Annotated in this window: 19 protein-coding genes; 9 read left to right on the top strand and 10 right to left on the bottom strand. The window is 34.4% G+C overall.

Annotated elements, in window-relative coordinates:
- Window positions 1–188 precede the first annotated feature (188 nt).
- Entirely contained in the window at window positions 189–635 is a 447-nt protein-coding gene (locus IQ05_RS02305; RefSeq protein ID WP_144889437.1) for a GNAT family N-acetyltransferase, read from the bottom strand.
- A gap of 331 nt (window positions 636–966) precedes the next feature.
- Between IQ05_RS02305 and IQ05_RS02300 the strand changes: the two genes are divergently transcribed.
- From IQ05_RS02300 to IQ05_RS02280, 5 genes are all read left to right on the top strand, one after another.
- Window positions 967–1,461 (top strand): hypothetical protein, encoded by a 495-nt coding sequence (locus tag IQ05_RS02300; protein WP_086455140.1) that lies wholly within the window; start codon window positions 967–969, stop codon window positions 1,459–1,461.
- 235 nt (window positions 1,462–1,696) lie between these two features.
- A complete protein-coding gene (locus tag IQ05_RS15560) occupies window positions 1,697–1,801 on the top strand; it encodes a DUF3395 domain-containing protein (RefSeq protein WP_140344594.1) in 105 nt (34 codons plus the stop codon).
- 58 nt (window positions 1,802–1,859) lie between these two features.
- On the top strand, window positions 1,860–3,863 hold the full coding sequence (locus IQ05_RS02290) for a S9 family peptidase (RefSeq protein ID WP_144889435.1): 2,004 nt from the start codon (window positions 1,860–1,862) through the stop codon (window positions 3,861–3,863).
- Between the two features lie 159 nt (window positions 3,864–4,022).
- A complete protein-coding gene (locus IQ05_RS02285) occupies window positions 4,023–5,057 on the top strand; it encodes a sensor histidine kinase (protein WP_144889433.1) in 1,035 nt (344 codons plus the stop codon).
- A gap of 6 nt (window positions 5,058–5,063) precedes the next feature.
- Window positions 5,064–5,786, top strand: a complete 723-nt coding sequence (locus IQ05_RS02280) for a LytR/AlgR family response regulator transcription factor (RefSeq protein ID WP_144889431.1) — start codon at window positions 5,064–5,066, stop codon at window positions 5,784–5,786.
- 55 nt (window positions 5,787–5,841) lie between these two features.
- On the opposite strand, the gene IQ05_RS02275 is transcribed toward IQ05_RS02280, so the two are convergent.
- Window positions 5,842–7,068: a 3-deoxy-D-manno-octulosonic acid transferase gene (locus IQ05_RS02275; protein ID WP_144889786.1), complete on the bottom strand. Its 1,227-nt coding sequence runs from the start codon at window positions 7,066–7,068 to the stop codon at window positions 5,842–5,844.
- Window positions 7,069–7,291: 223 nt separating this feature from the next.
- Between IQ05_RS02275 and IQ05_RS02270 the strand changes: the two genes are divergently transcribed.
- Window positions 7,292–8,422 (top strand): DegT/DnrJ/EryC1/StrS family aminotransferase, encoded by a 1,131-nt coding sequence (locus IQ05_RS02270; protein ID WP_144889429.1) that lies wholly within the window; start codon window positions 7,292–7,294, stop codon window positions 8,420–8,422.
- Between the two features lie 82 nt (window positions 8,423–8,504).
- Entirely contained in the window at window positions 8,505–9,518 is a 1,014-nt protein-coding gene (gene galE / locus IQ05_RS02265; RefSeq protein ID WP_144889427.1) for a UDP-glucose 4-epimerase GalE, read from the top strand.
- A gap of 39 nt (window positions 9,519–9,557) precedes the next feature.
- Here galE and IQ05_RS02260 read toward each other — a convergent pair whose 3' ends face one another.
- Window positions 9,558–9,809, bottom strand: coding sequence for a hypothetical protein (locus IQ05_RS02260; RefSeq protein WP_244289515.1), 252 nt, complete (start codon window positions 9,807–9,809; stop codon window positions 9,558–9,560).
- 95 nt (window positions 9,810–9,904) lie between these two features.
- On the bottom strand, window positions 9,905–10,777 hold the full coding sequence (gene fabD / locus IQ05_RS02255; RefSeq protein ID WP_144889425.1) for an ACP S-malonyltransferase: 873 nt from the start codon (window positions 10,775–10,777) through the stop codon (window positions 9,905–9,907).
- A gap of 167 nt (window positions 10,778–10,944) precedes the next feature.
- Between fabD and IQ05_RS02250 the strand changes: the two genes are divergently transcribed.
- The gene (locus tag IQ05_RS02250; protein ID WP_144889423.1) at window positions 10,945–12,588 is read left to right on the top strand and encodes a hypothetical protein; all 1,644 of its coding nucleotides are present in this window, start codon (window positions 10,945–10,947) and stop codon (window positions 12,586–12,588) included.
- Window positions 12,589–12,647: 59 nt separating this feature from the next.
- Here IQ05_RS02250 and IQ05_RS02245 read toward each other — a convergent pair whose 3' ends face one another.
- Complete coding sequence (locus IQ05_RS02245) at window positions 12,648–12,977, bottom strand: DUF6370 family protein (protein WP_144889421.1); 330 nt, start codon at window positions 12,975–12,977, stop codon at window positions 12,648–12,650.
- A 35-nt stretch (window positions 12,978–13,012) separates the two neighbouring features.
- Window positions 13,013–13,375 carry a DUF983 domain-containing protein gene (locus IQ05_RS02240; protein ID WP_144889419.1) on the bottom strand — a complete coding sequence of 121 codons (363 nt, stop codon included), beginning with the start codon at window positions 13,373–13,375 and terminating at the stop codon, window positions 13,013–13,015.
- A gap of 91 nt (window positions 13,376–13,466) precedes the next feature.
- Here IQ05_RS02240 and IQ05_RS02235 point away from each other — a divergent pair, with 91 nt between their 5' ends.
- Window positions 13,467–14,330: an AraC family transcriptional regulator gene (locus tag IQ05_RS02235; RefSeq protein WP_144889417.1), complete on the top strand. Its 864-nt coding sequence runs from the start codon at window positions 13,467–13,469 to the stop codon at window positions 14,328–14,330.
- Window positions 14,331–14,558: 228 nt separating this feature from the next.
- On the opposite strand, the gene purT is transcribed toward IQ05_RS02235, so the two are convergent.
- From purT to IQ05_RS02215, 4 genes are all read right to left on the bottom strand, one after another.
- Window positions 14,559–15,719: a formate-dependent phosphoribosylglycinamide formyltransferase gene (purT, locus tag IQ05_RS02230; protein WP_144889415.1), complete on the bottom strand. Its 1,161-nt coding sequence runs from the start codon at window positions 15,717–15,719 to the stop codon at window positions 14,559–14,561.
- A 4-nt stretch (window positions 15,720–15,723) separates the two neighbouring features.
- Window positions 15,724–16,206 carry a hypothetical protein gene (locus IQ05_RS02225; protein ID WP_144889413.1) on the bottom strand — a complete coding sequence of 161 codons (483 nt, stop codon included), beginning with the start codon at window positions 16,204–16,206 and terminating at the stop codon, window positions 15,724–15,726.
- Window positions 16,207–16,353: 147 nt separating this feature from the next.
- Window positions 16,354–17,079 carry a phytanoyl-CoA dioxygenase family protein gene (locus tag IQ05_RS02220; RefSeq protein ID WP_144889411.1) on the bottom strand — a complete coding sequence of 242 codons (726 nt, stop codon included), beginning with the start codon at window positions 17,077–17,079 and terminating at the stop codon, window positions 16,354–16,356.
- A 155-nt stretch (window positions 17,080–17,234) separates the two neighbouring features.
- Complete coding sequence (locus IQ05_RS02215; protein ID WP_144889409.1) at window positions 17,235–19,103, bottom strand: peptidase U32 family protein; 1,869 nt, start codon at window positions 19,101–19,103, stop codon at window positions 17,235–17,237.
- Between the last annotated feature and the right edge of the window lie 144 nt (window positions 19,104–19,247).

Below are 19,247 nucleotides of genomic sequence, written 5' to 3'. Positions count from 1 at the left end.
TTAATTTGAACCCGAAACATAGTATCGGCTGCTATAGAGCAAATTTCACATATTTTGGTTTTCATTTTATTAGCTCAATAGATTCGCTTCATTTTTAAAAGTAAAACTAACTTTGAAAAGGTTTCTAAAAACGAATCGGCTTAGTAAAACTTTTAAAAAGTCCGTGTTTGATTATTTTATTAGCAATTTCAATCGGTTTTAAGACGCATTAATTTTCGATTATGCATTTCGAAACCGCTGGCAAGATACAATTTTTGTGCTTTTGTATTGTGTGGTTCTACCTCAAGATAGATCAGTTTTAACGATAATTTAGGGCTTTCGGCTTTTATAAAATCTATGGCTTTGCTGCCAATGCCTTTGCCTCGAGCTGTTTCTGTGACGAATAATTCATCTAAAAAAGCAATTTTTCCTTTGTATTCAAAACTAAACACAAAGGTTAGAATAAGGTAACCTACCACTTGCTCTTGGCTATAGATCAACCAAGCTTTTCCTAACTCTGGATTGTCTATAAATTGATCTAGTAATTCTTTTGTCTTTTCTGTAGCAATAGGATAACCGTCAATGGCGTAAAAATCAACCATCAAAGCACTCACAGTATCTACATCTTGTTTATCTATTGGTTTAAAGTGAATCATATTGTTCTATTTAGTAGCGTAAATGTAGTTAATATCGAATTTGGTCTTGCCATAACCGTTCGTCATTTCGTTACAACCGTTCGTCATTTTTCGGCAAAACAACAGCAGAAGCCGTTCTATATTTGTCTCATCAAAACAAATAAAAACAATTTAAAACAAATAAAAATGAGAACAGAAATTTTAAAAAAAGGGTTTGTTGTAGTAAAAGCAGTATTAGGTTTTATAGTAGGCTTTGCGCTGTATTATCTAGTTAAAATGTTAATCGGCTAAACTCAAATTGGCGTAGGCAATTCTATCATCAATCAATCAATCAATCAATCAAGTAACATCTATGGGACAATACAAGGCAAACTCAATAAATTCTCAAAATTTCAATTTAACATTTGACAATCAGAAAATTGGGGAACTAATTTATGAAAAATGGTATTCTTTCAACGCTAAAATTTTAATGTCTGACGGTGCAAAATATCAACTTGAACCAAAAGGTTTTTGGGACTCTAAAATTGAGTTGAAAGACGGCACAAAAGCTTTATTAGAATTTAAAATGGGTTGGAAAGGAATAATTATCAAAACCTTTTTTGATAACAAAGAAGATACTTTTTTACTAAAACTTAACGGACTTTTGAGTAGTAAGTTTGTTTTAATTGACACAGACAAAAGAGAGTTAATGGTTGCTGAAACTGATTTTAAATGGAATAAACTTAACTATGACTATAATATTGAAACAACCCAAAACTTCGACAAGTTTGACAATAAGGAATTATTAATACTTACAATATTGCACTGCATAAATTACTATATGACAATTATTGTATCAGCAGGATAAAATGACAAAAGAAGCACAAAAAATGCCCGAACCGCTAACAGCCGTTTGGCGTGATTGGGGTTTTGGGCTGAATTTAAGGATAGATTTGTGTTTGGAAAATTTGTGTTTAACCGAAAAATCCCACATCTTTAATCCCCAACCTCGCCAAGCGCCAGAACGTTAAAATGTTAATTGCCTAAATTGAAATTGGCGTAAGCAATTCTATCATCAATCAATCAATCAATCAATCAAAAATATGAAAACAGAAATTTCAAAAAAAGGGTTAGTTATTTTAAAAGCAGTTTTTGGTTTTATAATAGGTTTTTTACTAGTTTACTTAATGAAATTAATAATGGCTTAAAAAATATATCATCAATCAAATCAATCAAATCTATCAATCAATCAAATAAATTTAAATCATGAAAAAAAATATCATAGTGCTTGCGCTAGCAATAATGGGATTGTCAAATGCGAATGCACAAACAGCTCAACCAGAAACAAAGAAACCCGGCGATGTATCGCTGCCTTCTTCAAAAGGAGCGCTAGAAAAATTAGCCTCTTTTGACAATGGAAATTACAAATATTCCGTTGAAGATTTCTACACAAAACCAAAAGCAAGGGCATTTAGATTATCACCTGACGGATTACGAATGTCTTATTTTCAAAAAATGGATAATGGCAAAACCAATGTGTATGTAAAAGAGATTAAAACAGGCAAAGTTTCGCTTGTAATAGAGGAAAAAGAAGAACTTATCAAAACATATTTTTGGTTGAATAACGAGCGGCTAGTTTATGTTATGGATAAAGGAGGGAATGAAAACATACATGTTTATTCTGCTGGTATCGATGGTTCTGCTCCAATTGATTTAACTCCTTTTGAAGGTGTTCAGGCAGAAATTAATACGGTATTAAAAAATCAAAGGGATTTTATTATCGTTACGATGAATAAAGAGAATAAACAAGTTAAGGAGCCTTATAAAATCAATATCAAGACAGGAGCGATAGAAAGATTATATACCAATACGGATCTCAAAAACCCAATACTGGCCTATAATTTTGATAAAGATGGCAATCTAATAGGCTTTACAAGACTGGTTAACGGGATTAACATGCAGTACTACTATAGACCTGCAGGCGCTAGCGATTTTAAATTGTTAAAAGAATTTGAATCAACAGAAACTTTCAGTGTTGTTTCTTTAAATTACCAAACTCCTAATCCAGATGATGCTTATGTAATATCAAATTTAGAATCTGATAAAACACAAATTGTTTTGTATGATTTGAAGCAGAATAAAATGATAAAGGAAATTTATTCTAACCCGACCTTTGATTCCAATTATCTATGGCTTTCTGAAAATAGAAATTTTGAAGTGGACTATGTTGGATTTAACGGAGAAAAAAACACAATCATTCCGATAAGTAAACCTTTTAAAAAGATTTATGATAACATACAAAAGGAATTTAAAGATGCGCAATTTTCAATTGTTTCACAAAGTGATGATGAAGAAAAAATGCTGATCATTGTTTCTAGTGATAAATTTTACGGGAAATATTATCAGTACGATTCAAAGTTGGATAAAATGACCTACATGTTCGATTTAATGCCAAAACTAGAACAAAAAGATATGTCTGTAATGAAGCCGATTTCTTTTAAAAGTCGCGACGGAATTTTAATTCACGGTTACATCACCCTGCCTAAAGAGGCTTTAGACGGAAAAAAGGTGCCTTTGATTGTTAATCCACACGGTGGTCCACAAACGGTAAGAGACAGTTGGGGATTTAATCAGGAAGCACAATTGTTTGCGAGTCGCGGCTATGCAACTTTACATGTAAACTTTAGAATTTCTGGAGGATACGGAAAAGAATTTTTGAAAGCAGGATATGGTCAAATTGGTCGTAAAGTGATGGATGATTTAGAGGATGGAGTGCAATATGTATTGTCACAAGGATGGATAAACAAAGATAAAATTGCCATTTATGGCGCAAGTCACGGAGGGTATGCTACTTTGATGGGATTAGTAAAAACGCCTGATTTATATGCGTGTGGAGTGGATTATGTGGGAATTTCAAACATTGAAACTTTTTTTAGTTCTTTTCCTGAATATTGGAAACCTTATAAAGAAGCGGGAAAGAAAATTTGGTATGATTTAGACAATCCTGCAGAGGCTAAAATTGCCAAAGAAGTATCGCCTTTTTATCACGTAGATAAAATCAAAAAGCCTTTATTTGTGGTTCAAGGTGCAAATGATCCAAGGGTTAATATTGCAGAATCAGATCAAATTGTGACTGCTTTAAGAAAAAAAGGATTTGACGTTCCTTATATGGTCAAGTACAATGAAGGACATGGTTTTGGCAGAGAAGAAAATCAAATTGAGCTCTATAAATCAATGCTTGGCTTTTTTGCTCAATACCTAAAAAAATAAAAATTAATTTAAAAAGTTTACTTTTGGCGGAGTAGTTTTACTTCGCCAAAAGTTTTAAAGGAGTAGTTTAATTTAAAACCTAAAATGATGGTAAAACTAATTTTGACTTTGGTAATACAACTTGCAGATTTGCTAAACAGTTTAATTTCATAAAAGATAATGAATTCAATTATTAAAAATTCTAAATACTTTATACCAATTGTTTGGTTTCTTTGTTTGGCGCTGACATATTTTGGTAAAATCGAAAACATGATCAAGTTTGGACATTACAAATTGTTTGTTTCTGAATTTTTATTATGGCTTTTATTCGGGGTTGTCTTTAACTATTTGTACTATTTGTCATTAAATAATAATAAAGGACAGGTTTTGTTTGTTGTCTTTTTAAAATTATTATTTATAAGTAGCTGTGTAACTATTGCACTGTGGTTAGCTTTATATTTTCCCGTTACCTATTTTACTGAAATGGCTTGGATAGAAATGTTAAAAATGTCAAATATTTTTTTAACTTTTTATACAAATTGTTTTGTATTGTCTGTATGGTATTTTTTTTACAGTAATATGGAGTTTTTAGAAAAAGTCAATAATTTTGATAAAGAAAAATTATTATTAGAATCGACCCTTAAAGAGTCACAGATTAATGCTTTAAAAGGGCAAATTAACCCGCATTTTATGTTTAACAGTTTAAATAATATTCGCGGTTTGATTCTGGAAAATCCAATGAAATCAAGGGAAATGATTACGCGATTGTCTGAAATGCTGCGGTATTCTTTGACAAAAAGTGAAATCAATACCATTGCACTTGAGGAAGAAATTGAAATGGTTGAAAATTTTATCGCCATTTCAAAAATTCAATTGGAAGATCGATTGCAATTTATTTCAGAAATAGAAGAGGAGACTTTAAAATTGCCAATTCCGCCTATGGTCATTCAAATGTTGATTGAAAATGCCATAAAACACGGAATTTCGCAACTAAAACACGGCGGTATTTTACTGTTGAATATCAAAAAAGAAAATACCGATTTACATATTCAAGTTAAGAATACAGGAAATTTGTCTCAACAAACAGGAACTACACAATTAGGTCTTAAAAACATTCAAAGAAGATTGCAATTGATTTACGGCGAAAGCGCTACTTTTTCACTAAATGAAGTTGAAAATGAAGTCATTGCTAAAATAACACTACCTATTTCTTAGTAACCGATGAAAAAAATAAAAGCTGTCATAGTCGAAGATTCTCGTTTGGCTCGAAATGAGCTAAAGGAATTAATTAAAAATCACCCTGAAATTCAAATAATTGGTGAAGCCGAAAATGTAGATTTGGGTTTTGAACTCATCAACAACACTCAACCCGACTTGCTTTTTCTGGACATCAACATGCCTGAAAAAGATGGTTTTGCCTTGCTTGAAATGCTCGATAATGTACCTATTACGGTTTTTACAACCGCCTTTGATGAGTATGCCATCAAGTCTTTTGAATACAATGCGCTCGATTATTTATTAAAACCTATCAATCTAAAAAGGTTTGCTCAAGCGGTAGAAAAAGTAAATACCAACTTGATCGAAAGAGCCGAAAAAAATGAGAAGAAACTAGCTTTAGACAATCAGATTTTTATCAGAGATGGCGAAAAATGCTGGTTGGTAAAAATTTCAGATATTTTTTTGTTTGAAGTTGATGGCAATTACACCAAAGTATTTTTTCAAAATGAAAAAGCCACGATCAACAAATCATTAAACCAAATTGAGGAAAAACTTCCCGAGAAATATTTTTTTAGAGCCAATAGAAACCAAATTGTAAATGTGCAATACATTGGTAAAATTGAAACCTGGTTTAGCGGAAATCTTTTAGCAGAACTTCCAAAAGATATTAAAGTGGAAATTTCCCGAAGACAAGCGAGCAATTTCAAAGACAAGCTCAGTTTGTAGCCGCAACAAGTTCAGCAGAATTAAAAAACGATTTTTTTTTGGTTTGAATTCGAGCTTAAATTCGACTCACAATCATTTGCGTTGCGCCTTTGTTCATCTGTACAAAAGTGCTGCACATATGTCCTTTTTCGTGACGGATGTCTTCATTTCGAATCAAATTTTCAAAAGCCTCATTGAGTTCTTTTTGGTTGTTTATGGCAGTACACGCTTCCATGTTAACTAATGCGATTGCTTCTGCAAAATGTGAATAATTGGAACCAATAACAATTGGTACACCAAAAGTAGCAGGTTCTAAAACATTGTGCACGCCAGGATTCCCAAAGCCTCCACCAACATAAGCAATATCAGCATAACTGTAAATTTTGGTCAAAATTCCAATAGTGTCAATGACAAAAACATCAAAATCTGCTAGGTTTTTATTTTCTTTTTCAGAGAATAAAACAGTTTTTCGGCTGATGCTGTTTTTGAGTTTTTGAATTTGATCGTCTTTAATATTGTGTGGAGCAATTATAAATTTCACATTTAAAGCAGTCGAATTAATGAAGTTCACAATGAAATCCTCATCCTTGGGCCACGAACTTCCCACAACAATTGTTACCGTGTTGTCCTTAAATTGAGCAATAAAATCCAGAGTATTGTCTTTTTCTAAAATGGTAGTCACGCGATCAAAGCGAGTGTCACCAGAAACGATAACATTGCTTTTACCTAACTGCTGCAGGAGTTTTTTAGAACTTTCATTTTGAACAAAAAAGTAAGTAAAAGCATCGAGCGCTTTTCTATAAAAACCTCCATACCATTTAAAAAAGGCTTGATTTTTTCTTAAAATCCCAGAAATCAAGTAGGTTTTTATGTCGCGTTTTTTAAGATCGTTTAAGTAATTCGGCCAATATTCGTACTTGATAAAAAATACCATTTCAGGATGAATGATGTCAAGAAATTGTTTTGCATTATCCTTTGTGTCCATTGGTAAATAAACCGTAACATCAGCTACAGCATTGTTTTTTCGGACTTCGTAACCTGATGGGGAAAAAAAAGTAAGCACTATTTTATGACCAGGAAACTGTTGCTTGATTTTTTCAATCACAGGCAAGCCTTGTTCATATTCCCCTAGCGATGCTGCGTGAAACCAAATGGTTTTATCGGTTGGTTTTATTTGCTGTTCAAGTTGCGTAAAAACACCTTTTCTGCCGTCTACAAAAAGTTTCATTTTTGGACTAAAAAGTGCCACAATCTTCAAAAGAAAACTCGCAAATAAAACTAATAAATTGTAGATAAAAAGCATGGTTGAAAATTTTGGGCTAAAATACGTTTTCTTTAAATGAATTTCTAACGCATCATTTTTTTTAATTTTAAAGTTAGCGCAGTTTATTTTATTGTATTCCCTGTTTTTTAAGAAACGTTGTATTGGTATCAAGACATAAATAGCTATTTTTGTTCTTCGTTTTAAGAAAGGAACAAGAATACAATAGCAGGCTTCTCTTTCGAACATTAAACTGAAAATCGAAATGAAAAAAATCCAAATGGTTGACTTGAAAAGTCAATATGAAAAAATAAAAGATGTTGTTGATGCTTCTATTCAGGAAGTGTTAGACACCAATACGTATATCAACGGACCTAAAGTGCATGAATTTCAAAAATCACTAGAGGAATATTTAGATGTAAAGCACGTAATTCCTTGTGCCAATGGTACTGATGCCTTGCAAATTGCAATGATGGGATTGGATTTAAAACCTGGCGATGAGGTCATCACTGCCGATTTTACTTTTGCAGCTACTGTTGAAGTAATTGCGTTATTGCAACTAACTCCAGTATTAGTAGATGTAGACATGTACAACATGAACATCTCAATTGATGGGATTCGCAAAGCCATAACTCCAAAAACAAAAGCTATTGTACCAGTTCATTTATTTGGACGTGCGGCCAATATGGAAGCGATTATGGCTATTGCCAAAGAACATAATTTGTATGTGATTGAGGATAACGCACAAGCTATTGGTGCTAATTGCAAGTTCTCTGATGGTACTAAAAAGAAAGCAGGAACAATTGGTCACGTAGGGGCTACTTCATTTTTTCCTTCTAAAAATTTAGGATGTTACGGTGATGGTGGAGCAATTTTTACGAATGACGATGCTTTGGCTCACAAACTACGCGGAATAGTAAATCACGGCATGTACGAGCGTTACCACCACGATGTCGTAGGTGTAAACTCAAGACTAGATAGCATACAAGCAGCAGTTTTAAATGCTAAATTACCATTGTTAGATCAATACGGAAAAGCCAGACAAGATGCAGCACGTAAATATTCAGCAGCTTTTGAAGGGCACAAAAATATAATTGCACCTAGCATTTGTGATATTTGCGACTGCCATGTGTTTCATCAATACACGTTGCGAATTATAGATGCAGATCGTAATGGTTTAATGCAACATTTGTTAGACAAAGGGATTCCTTGCGCCATTTACTACCCAATTCCATTGCATTCGCAAAAAGCGTACGCTGATGCTAGGTATAAAGAAGAGGATTTTCCGGTAACCAATCAATTAGTGAAAGAAGTGCTTTCGTTACCAATGCACACAGAATTAGACGATGAACAAATAGAATTCATTACATCGAGTGTTTTAGAATTTTTAAAATAAAGTAAAAAAGACGCTTTGATTAGCGTCTTTTTTATGAAACAAAACGAGCCAGTAAGATATTTTTTATAAAAATTAATAACACATGAAAATACTAGTAACAGGAGGTTTAGGATTTATAGGATCACATACCGTTGTTGAATTGCAAAATGAAGGATTTGAAGTACTGGTTGTAGATAATTTATCGAACACTTCGTTGGATGTTTTAGATGGAATTCAAAACATTACGGGAGCAAAACCCGCATTTGAAAAAATTGATCTAAGAGAGAAAGATAAAGTTCAAGATTTTTTTAAAAGACATGATGATATTGCAGGTGTCATACATTTTGCTGCTTCAAAAGCGGTGGGCGAAAGTGTTGAAAATCCGTTGTTGTATTATGAAAACAACATCAGTGCTTTGATTTATTTGTTGCAAGAATTACAACAAAAACCGGAAGCAAATTTTATTTTTAGTTCCTCTTGTACGGTTTACGGTCAAGCCGAAACGATGCCGATTACTGAGAACGCATCCATTCAAACAGCCATGTCTCCTTATGGGAATACCAAACAAATAGGGGAAGAGATTATCACCGATACGGCCAAAGTCACCAATATCAACGCTATTTTATTGCGTTATTTCAATCCAATTGGATCGCATCCATCAGCTGAAATTGGGGAATTGCCACTAGGAGTGCCACAAAACTTAGTCCCTTTTATTACGCAAACAGGAATTGGATTGCGTGCAGAATTATCAGTTTACGGCAACGATTATCCTACACCTGATGGTACTGCCATTCGCGATTATATTCACGTAGTCGATTTGGCGAAAGCCCATGTTATTGCATTGCAGCGCTTATTGAATAAGAAAAATCAAACCAAAGTAGAGACGTTCAATTTAGGTACCGGGACTGGAAGTTCGGTTCTGGAAGTAATTGAAACTTTCGAGAAAGTAAGCGGAAATAAGTTACCGTATAAAATTGTAGGTCGACGAGAAGGAGACATTACATCAGCTTACGCAAGTACCGAAAAAGCTAATGAAGTTTTAGGTTGGAAAGCACAATCAACACTAGAAGAAGCCATGGCAAGTGCCTGGAAATGGGAAAAGAAAGTAAGAGCATAATTGAAAAAAGGCAGTCTATTGTAGACTGCCTTTTTTAATTTATTTTTTCGCTGCTTCTTTCATCTTTGCAGCTGCTTCATCTAATTTTGCGGCACCTTTTTCAAGTACTTTGCCAGTTTTTGATTGTAAGGTATCTACAGCCTTGTCCATTTTTACAGTGGCAGTATCTATTTCTGCTTCTAATTCAGTACCTACGGCATCTTTAGCTTCGTCTAATTTTTCTTTGGTTTCCTCTTTACAAGAAACAGTAGCTAAAGCTAATAGGGCAATTCCTAAAATTATTTTTTTCATAATCATTTAATTTATGGGTTTGTATGATTTAAAGATATAAAAAAATCCTCATAAACATAGTTTTATGAGGATTTTCTCTAAGATTGAATAGGAGCTTAAGCATTCGCAGTTACTGCCTCTTTATTGATTTTTCCAATTAATCCAGCAAGTACTTTTCCAGGACCAACTTCGGTAAATAAGGTTGCCCCATCAGCAATCATTTGCTGTACAGACTGAGTCCATTTTACAGGAGCAGTCAATTGTATGATTAAATTTTTCTTGATTTCGTTCGGATCCGAAACGGCACTTGCAGTTACGTTTTGATACACTGGACATATTGGCGTTGAAAAAGTTGTAGCTTCAATAGCTGCTGCTAATTCTTCACGAGCTGGCTCCATCATCGGAGAGTGGAAAGCACCACCTACTGGTAATATCAAAGCTCTTTTGGCACCCGCTTCTTTCATTTTTTCGCACGCTAATTCAACAGCTTTGTATTCACCAGAAATCACCAATTGTCCCGGACAGTTATAATTAGCAGCAACCACAACTCCATCTATAGAAGCACAAATGTCTTCAACAATTTTGTCGTCTAAGTTTAAAACAGCGGCCATAGTTGAAGGAGTAATTTCGCAAGCTTTTTGCATGGCCAAAGCTCTTTGAGAAACTAGTTTTAAACCGTCTTCAAAAGACAAAGCTCCATTAGCAACAAGTGCAGAGAATTCGCCAAGAGAATGACCCGCTACCATTTCTGGAGTGAAATTTTCTAGAGTTTTAGCCAATATTACAGAGTGTAAAAATACAGCTGGTTGAGTTACTTTGGTTTCTTTTAATTCTTCGGCAGTTCCTTCAAACATGATATCGGTGATGCGGAATCCTAAAATTTCATTGGCTTTTTCAAATAATTTTTTTGCAAGTGGATTACTCTCGTATAAGTCTTTACCCATACCTGTAAATTGTGCGCCTTGACCGGGAAATACGTATGCTTTCATGTATTTATTTTAAAGATTGAAAATTACTAGGGATTGAAATTTTAATTCAATCAGCTTGCAAAAATACTATTTTTTTACAAGCGACAATAGTTTCCTTTTTTTCGGAATAGTACTGTAACGCTTTTTGATGTACGAAGACTAATTCGGTACACAAATAACTTTTCAAAATGAAAAAGACATTTACTTTTATTTTCTTACTGATTTTAGGGTTTTTATTGTTTTATAACAATTTACCTGTTCTCAATTATGGTTTTACAGGTTTCGCTTTTATTTTGTTGATTCTAGCCGTTTTGGCCTTGCTGTTTTCGACGGGATTTGCTGTTTCAGGTTCCAATAATCAGTTAAAAGTGGTCTCGAAGCCTCCTCGTTTTTTAGTATATATAGTTCTTGTGGTTTTGGGGTATTGCACGATTTTGCCCTTTGTAACTAGTTTGAAAATGTTTCGCTCTGACTCGTACCAAAAGTTGCTTGGAGAGGTCAAAAATGGCGACAAAATAACCAATCACATCGCTCCAATTGCAATAGATAAAATTCGTGTTGTTGATGAAGAATTGGCACATCTGCTGGGTGAGAAAATCTTAGGTTCGCAACCGGCTCTAGGTAGCCAAGTAGAATTAGGTGATTTTTGTATTCAAAAAGTAAATAATAGTTTGTATTGGGTAGCACCTTTGTTACACTCTGGTTTTTTTAAATGGTTCAACAATCAAGAAGGAACAGCAGGATATGTTATGGTTTCAGCAACCAATGAGCGTGATGTAAAATTGGTACAAAACGTAGCGGGTAAAGCAATTAAAATTAAGTACCAGCAAGGAGCTTTTTTTCAAAGTAATATTCACAGGCATATCTATTTTAACGGAAATGCCACAGTAGGTTTGACTGATTTTAGTTTTGAAATTGACGATGCTGGAAATCCGTTTTGGATTGTAACTAAATATGCTAAAAAAATAGGTTTCTCAGGTAAAGAAGCTATTGGTGTAGCTGTTGTTAATGCACAAACTGGAGCTATTATAGAATACACTATTGGAAAAACACCAAAATGGGTGGATAGAATTCAGCCTTTAGCCTTTATCGAAGATCAGTTGAATGATTGGGGCGAATACGTACATGGATATTGGAATTTTTCGAATGCGAATAAACTTCAAATTACCGAAGGTTTGACATTGGTTTACGGAAACGATAACAAATCATACTGGTATACGGGTTTGACATCAGTAGGAAAGGACGAATCTGCTGTGGGTTTTGTATTGGTGGATACCAGAACAAAAGAAACTACTTTTTATAAACAAGGAGGTGCAACTGAATTTGCTGCCCAGAGTTCTGCCCAAGGAAAAGTTCAAGAAAAAGGATATGAAGCATCTTTGCCTATTCCTTACAACATTAATAACATTCCAACCTATGTGATGACTTTGAAAGATAAAGGCGGATTAGTTAAAATGTTTGCTATGGTTGCGATTTCTGATTATACCATTGTAGGTGTTGGAAATACCATGCGTGAAACGCTGACTTCGTTTAAAAATGTCTACAATATGGCAGACAATAAAATTAATCCCAACAGTGCTGCGACTCAAAAATCAGTACAATCTATTGTGACGCGCATTCAAAATGACGTAAAAAATGGAAATAGCTTTTATTATTTCAAAGTTAAAGACTATCCTAATATTTTTGTAGGCTCATCGCAAATATCCAATCAACTGCCTGTGACCATGGTGGGCGATAGCGTTATGATTTCTTTTGATGTTGATATGGAAGAAGTGATTGATGTGGCTACATTCGCTAATATAACTTTGAAGCCAAATTCAAAAGGTAAATAGAAAGAATAATTTAAGGTAAAAAACACCCCAAAAAGTTCACTACTCTTTGGGGTGTTTTTTTAGGATTTCTTTTTTTCTTTTGGCAAAAGTGTAAAGGAAGTTGCCTTGAAACGATTGTTGACAACTTCGCCTTGTACAGATGCCTTTCTAATAGCGGAACAAAAGCCATCTTTGGCATGTGCATCTCCGTGAGAATCGATAGAACTGCCGTCTACAAAATAGGATTTTCCGTCTATGCGAACGGCCAAATCGCATCCGTGACCCGTCATTCCAAATTGACATTGACCACAAGAAGCTTCCACAATTTTAGCTTTTTGGTTTTCTTTCTTATCCTGAGCGCTGGCAAGTGTAGCCATAAATAGAAGCGCTAAACAAAGTATTTTTTTCATGGTAATAGAGTTATAGAAAACAAAGATACCTGTTTTTACATCGAATAGTTTTTGAACATGTAAATCCACAACAGTCGCGACAAACGAATATTGAACGAAGCTAAGGCGATTATCACAAAGGCAATAATAGGTATGATTCTCAAATCAAATTTTTCCTGAAAGAAAAACTGAGCAATACCATAAGTGGCTATGCTTTGCGCAACTGTTAATCCATAATTGACATACATAGCTCCAAAAAAATAGCCAGGTTCTTTCTCGAACTTGTAATGACAATGCGAGCAGTATTCGTTCATTTTAGGGAAACCAAAAGTGAAAAAGATACTTTTTTCATTAAAAACCTTACCTTTTTGACACTGAGGACAATCATTATTTAGGATATGAGCGATAGCGTGTGACATGATATTTATTTTTATCAAAGGTATTTCTTATTGCTATGCGTAGTATTTTCTATCTTCGCTACTTCTAGGACAATAAAGACATTTAGAAATCATGGCTAAGTATCCCATTTACAACATTCAGCGGTTTAATTGCAATGCAGTCAATAGTAGTTTGTACATCAATACCTTTAAAAATCATTTAATTACGCACAGTTTTGTAGAGGAGCCACACCGTCATAACTCTTATGTTTTAGTGTTTTTTACACAAGGCTCGGGGACGCATGAGATTGATTTTGATATTTTTGATATTAAGCCAGGAAGCATGTTTTTTATGCAACCTGGACAAATTCACCATTGGCATTTATCCGAGGATGTCGAGGGATATGTTGTTTTTTACTCGCAGGAATTTTACAATCTTTACTTTGGACAAAAAGACATTGCGGACTATCCTTTTTATTCTGCTGTGGACAATAAACCCGAGCTTGTTTTACAAACTGCCGAAACACTGACCATCGTGCCTTATTTTGAAAGACTTATCGAGGAGTCACAATCTACTCAGCCTTGGCAAAAGGATTTCATTTTGAATCTTTTGGACTGCATTCATATTCAAATTGCCCGTAAGTATGAAAAATCGAATTTGCATCAAGCACATGCCTACAATGTGAAAATTAAAGCTTTTGAAACCGAATTAGAAAAGCATTACAAAACAGAGAAAGCGCCCTCTTTTTATGCAGCCCAGCTTCACATAACGCTGAAACATTTAAATAGAATTTGCAACGAAAGACTCCAAAAAACCACCACTGAGGTTATCACGGACAGAGTTTTACTCGAGGCCAAACGCATGTTGTTTGACAAAGATTTTACGGTAAACGAAATCGCTTTACGTTTAGGATATGAAGATTACTCGTATTTTACCCGATTGTTCAAGAAACATACGGGAATAACTCCAAGTAATTTTAGAACCACCAAGAATTAGTTTTTGGTGGAAATGTTTTGTTTTTTCTTTGTTAGTACCACATAAATAATACACAAACTGCAAACAGTATTAATGAAATACAAATAATTAGGCTTTATAAAAGTCACTTCAAGGATTAATAAGGTACTGTTTATTATGAGCGTGCAACTAGATAGCAAGAGTAGGGTGTTTTTAAATTTCATATTGGCAAATATTTAGATTTTTTGTCTAACGTTTTAATGCATGCACTTATGGGTGAACCGTTATTTGTGCTGCCGCTTTCTTCGCTTTTTCTACAACAATGTCAATTGGTGTTTCAAGACTATCATTTACCAAAGCCACACCCATACGTCGGTAAGGTCTTGAAGTGGGTTTGCCAAAGATTCTAAAATCAGTTTTGGGTAAAGCAGCAATTTTTTCTATTCCTGTAAAACTTGGATTTTCAGAGTTTTCTGACGCTAAAATAACGGCACTAGCACCCACTTTTTCTAGTGTAATTTCAAAAATAGGCAAGCTTAAAATAGCACGTAAATGCAATTCGAATTCGTTAAAGTTTTGCGTTCCCGCCAAAGTTACCATTCCTGTATCATGTGGTCTTGGCGATAATTCTGAGAAATAAACACCATCATCAGCCAAGAAAAATTCGACTCCAAAAAGTCCTGCGCCTCCCAAAGCTTCGGTAACTTTCTCAGCCATATCTTGGGCTTCGTATAAGTCTTTGTCGGATATTAGGGCAGGTTGCCAGCTTTCTTGATAATCGCCACGTTCTTGTCTATGACCAATTGGGGCACAAAAAAGCGTAGGATTATTATTTTGGGTAACGGTTAATAATGTAATCTCCGAATTGAATTTTACAAAAGCTTCTACAATTACTTCAACTACATCACCACGAGAACCGTCAACGGCGTATTGCCAAGCTTTTTCGATATCAGATTCCGTTTTGATAGTGGATTGCCCTTTTCCAGACGAAGACATCAATGGTTTTACCACGCATGGCATTCCAACTTCGGCTACTGCTTTTGTCAATTCTTCGGCAGTGGTGGCGTATCGATAGTTGGCAGTTTTGAGTCCTAATTCTTTGGCTGCCAAATCACGAATGGCTTTACGGTTCATCGTAAAGTTGGCTGCTTTTGCTGATGGCACTACGGTTATACCTTGTTTTTCGTAATCATAAAAACGTTCGGTACGAATGGCTTCTATTTCGGGAACAATAAAATCGGGTTGGTGTTTAGCAACGATGCGGTCTAATGCCTCGCCGTCAAGCATATTAATGACTTCAAAACCGTGCGCTACTTGCATAGCAGGTGCATTTTCATAACTGTCTACTGCAATTACAGTTTGCCCGATGCGTTGTGCAGAGATTACAAATTCTTTACCTAATTCGCCTGAGCCGAGGAGTAGTATTTTCATTTTTTTAAATTGTTTGTTTTTGAGAATTTTGACTCCGTTTTACAATTATTAAACTACTAATAAACGTCAAAATCATTAATAGGAATGATAAAAATAGAATCATTAGTATTGAAAATATAATTTGAGAATAAATCTGTGACCCTAACACAACAGATGTGCCATTAATAAATAGTCCTATTATATATGTTGCGAACAAAGTTATTATAAGTTTTGCACTTACTTGAAATGAAAATTGAGAACAAGTTTGAAAGTAAGATGCTTGTCTTACTGATAAACTTATTTTTTTGGCTGAATTCCAAAAAATAAAAATAATAAATAGGGGGAATAGAATTCCCCAAAAAAGTTGATTTCCGAATAATCCAAAGTCACCTACTGCTATTAAGATTTCAATAAATAATGTTTTCGTAAAGATTAATATTGGAAAAATGGAGCAAATAAAAAAACCAGCGATTATAGAGTTTCTAGTAATGCTATTTTGTGATTTCATTTACATTTGGTTTTGAGAGTAAAGATAAAAAATGGATTTTATTCCCGAGTATTTTTTGCAGATTTGGTATATTTAATTCTATACAGAAATAATAATTTGGTATTTAGTTATTTGAGGAGTTTAGTAATTTGGATAGAAGTTAGTAGTTTAATTCAGATTCAAATTTGTTTTCTCACTCCATTCTAGTTCGTTTGGTAATTCTTTATTACTGAATTCAATATGAATTACTCTGCGTCTTTCGTTATTAGTTGTTTTATTTGATGCGTGAAAAAGTAAAGGTCTCATGATCATTATTCCGCCTTTTTCAACTTCACAGATCTTTTCTGTTTCGTTTTTAAATTCTATATTTTCAACTCTTACGATGCCATTTTTATGTGATTTGTTTAGAACTTTTAGTGCTCCATTTTCTTTGGTTGTTTTATCTAAATGAATTCTAATGGTGAAATTTTTTTCTAGAATATCTTTAGGAGGTTGAACCGCATATTGATTTTGTTTTAAAGTCCAATTTTCGAAATTATCAACTTCAATTTTTTTGTCAACAGAAATAGTTAGATCTTGATGATAAGCTACAAACCAATTTGATTTTTCTGGTTTATCAAAGTATATAGATTTTGTTATAAAATAATCTTTCCCAAAAGTAGCATGTATTATGTTGATCAAGTTTTGATTGAAGATGTGTGGTAGTACTTTGGGAATTTCTTTATGAAATTGTCGAATTGCAAATAATTCTTTAGATTTTCTAAAGGTTGAAATGGATTGTTCTTGTGATGTTTTTTGGTCTATAAATGAAATTATTTGGTTTATTTCAAAATCTGAATAAATATTGTCAATAATCTCAAAACCTTCAGAATTTATTTTGTTTGAGTAATTCATTACAAGTTTTTTTGCGTGAGGGATAGAAGCGGCATCCTTTTGTGAAGAGATAGCGGAACAAAAGATATAGCGTATAGCCCGCTCGCCGCGGCGAACACGCCCAAATTTAATAAAAAAACCGATGCCTTTTTTTAATAAAGCATCGGTTTTGTGTTTTAATGAAAATGATCTTCTTCAATTTCGAATTCAGCATCTTTTTCCCAAATTTCCATTTCGCAGGGTTTGCAATTGAATTTGAGTTTGTATTCTAATTCGCCTTGTTTTAATACCAAAGGTTCTTTTACCTTTTTGTCCATATTTTCTCGATGGTATTTCGGGCAACGTTCTAATTCGTATTTAATACAATATTTCGTCGTCATCACACGTGATTTCCCAGGATCCCATTGCAATTCAAAGGCTTTTTCGATTTCGGTAACGCCGTGACGCTCGTAGAATTTACGGGCTAGTTTGTTTGAAACATTGTACATAAAATCCAGTTTGGTCTCAGGATAAGGATGCGATGTTTTAACCAATTGGTGTTCCTCAACTTTGTAATTAGCCAAACGAATTTCCGACAGCTGTTCGTAAACCGTTCGTCGCATTTCGTTGATTTTGGATATTGGTAGGAACCAATTTTCAGAAAATGCAATTGTAATTTCATCGGCTATGTAGGGCGTGAAACCTGTTTTGGCCAAGTTAATTTTGAAGTTTTCTTCAATCGACTCGTTGTTCTTGGTTCTTTCTTTTGGGTGTGCCAATTGAACCTTACTCACATTACCATCTTCGTCAGTAGCTTTTAGTTCAAATCCATTTTCTGTTTCGGATAATTGCAAAGTGGTACTTATTTTACGAACCGCACTGTCTTCACGTTCTACAATTTTGATAAAAGCTGCGTCGTTGTTACGGTAAATAAAAGTGCCTTCTTTTAGTTCTTTTAATACATTTGGGTAAGCCAAGCCATTTTCGACTTTGTTTACATAAATTCCGTCAGCCTCGTTGTTCTCATTGATATAACACAAACCATCGCCGTTGTGGAGTAATTCGCCGTTTTCTATTTCATAAGCGTTACCTACAGTACGAATTAGTTTTCCGATGTATTGCCCTTTTGATTTTGGGCTTTCCCAAGAACCGATAGATTGATGTCTTTCGTTTACAAAATAATCGGTGTATCCACGATTGAAACTTTTGTTCAAAGCAGAGTCAAAAGTAAAAGTACATTTTCCAGAAGAAGCTTTGGTGTAGTTTTCATTCCCTTCCAAGAAAGCATCTAATTTTTGACGTAAATAAGAAACATTATTTTTTACGTACACGATATCTTTTAAACGCCCTTCGATTTTAAAGGACATCACGCCGGCTTCAACAAGATTTGGAATTTGATCCGAAACATCAAAATCTTTTATAGAAAGTAAGTGACTGTTCTTGATTAAAGTTTCGCCATTACCATCAATTAAGTTGTACGGCAAACGGCAGTTTTGTGCGCAGGAACCGCGGTTAGCCGAACGCTCGCCATTGGCCACACTCATATAACAGTTTCCGCTGAACGCCACGCAAAGCGCACCAGTTACAAAAAATTCTAATTCCACATCAGCTGTATCTGCAATTTCTTTGATTTGGTGTAAATTCAATTCACGAGCCAAAACGACGCGTTTCATTCCGGCATCTTTCAAGAATTTAATCTTATGAGGGTCACGGTTGTTGGCTTGCGTACTCGCGTGTAGCACAATAGGAGGCAAGTCCATTTCCATGATGGCCATATCTTGTACAATTAAAGCATCAACTTTAATATCATACAATTGCCAAATCATCTGGCGGCAAGTTTCTAGCTCGTTATCGTACAAGATCGTGTTGATTACAACAAAAACTTGTGCATTAAAAAGGTGTGCATACGCTACTAAAGCAGCCACATCTTCGATAGAGTTGGTAGCATTAGAACGGGCTCCAAATTGTGGTGCACCAATATAAACGGCATCAGCCCCACTATTGATAGCTGCCATACCATGAATTAAATCTTTGGCAGGTGCTAGAATTTCTATTTTTTTCTTCATCGATTTGATGATAAATTAGTTGTTTTTTAACACTTTAGTCTTTTTGGTGGTTCCAAAAAAAAAGTGAGCAAAGGTCTAATAAATTATTCAAGATTTCTAATGAATAGATGATTTTTTAGAAATAAAAGAAGTAGTCCATTCGGA

The organism is Flavobacterium tiangeerense, from assembly GCF_007830355.1.
Lineage (GTDB): Bacteria > Bacteroidota > Bacteroidia > Flavobacteriales > Flavobacteriaceae > Flavobacterium > Flavobacterium tiangeerense.
The sequence above is the reverse complement of the archived record's forward strand: the minus strand, read 5'-3'. Positions and strand labels throughout refer to the sequence as shown.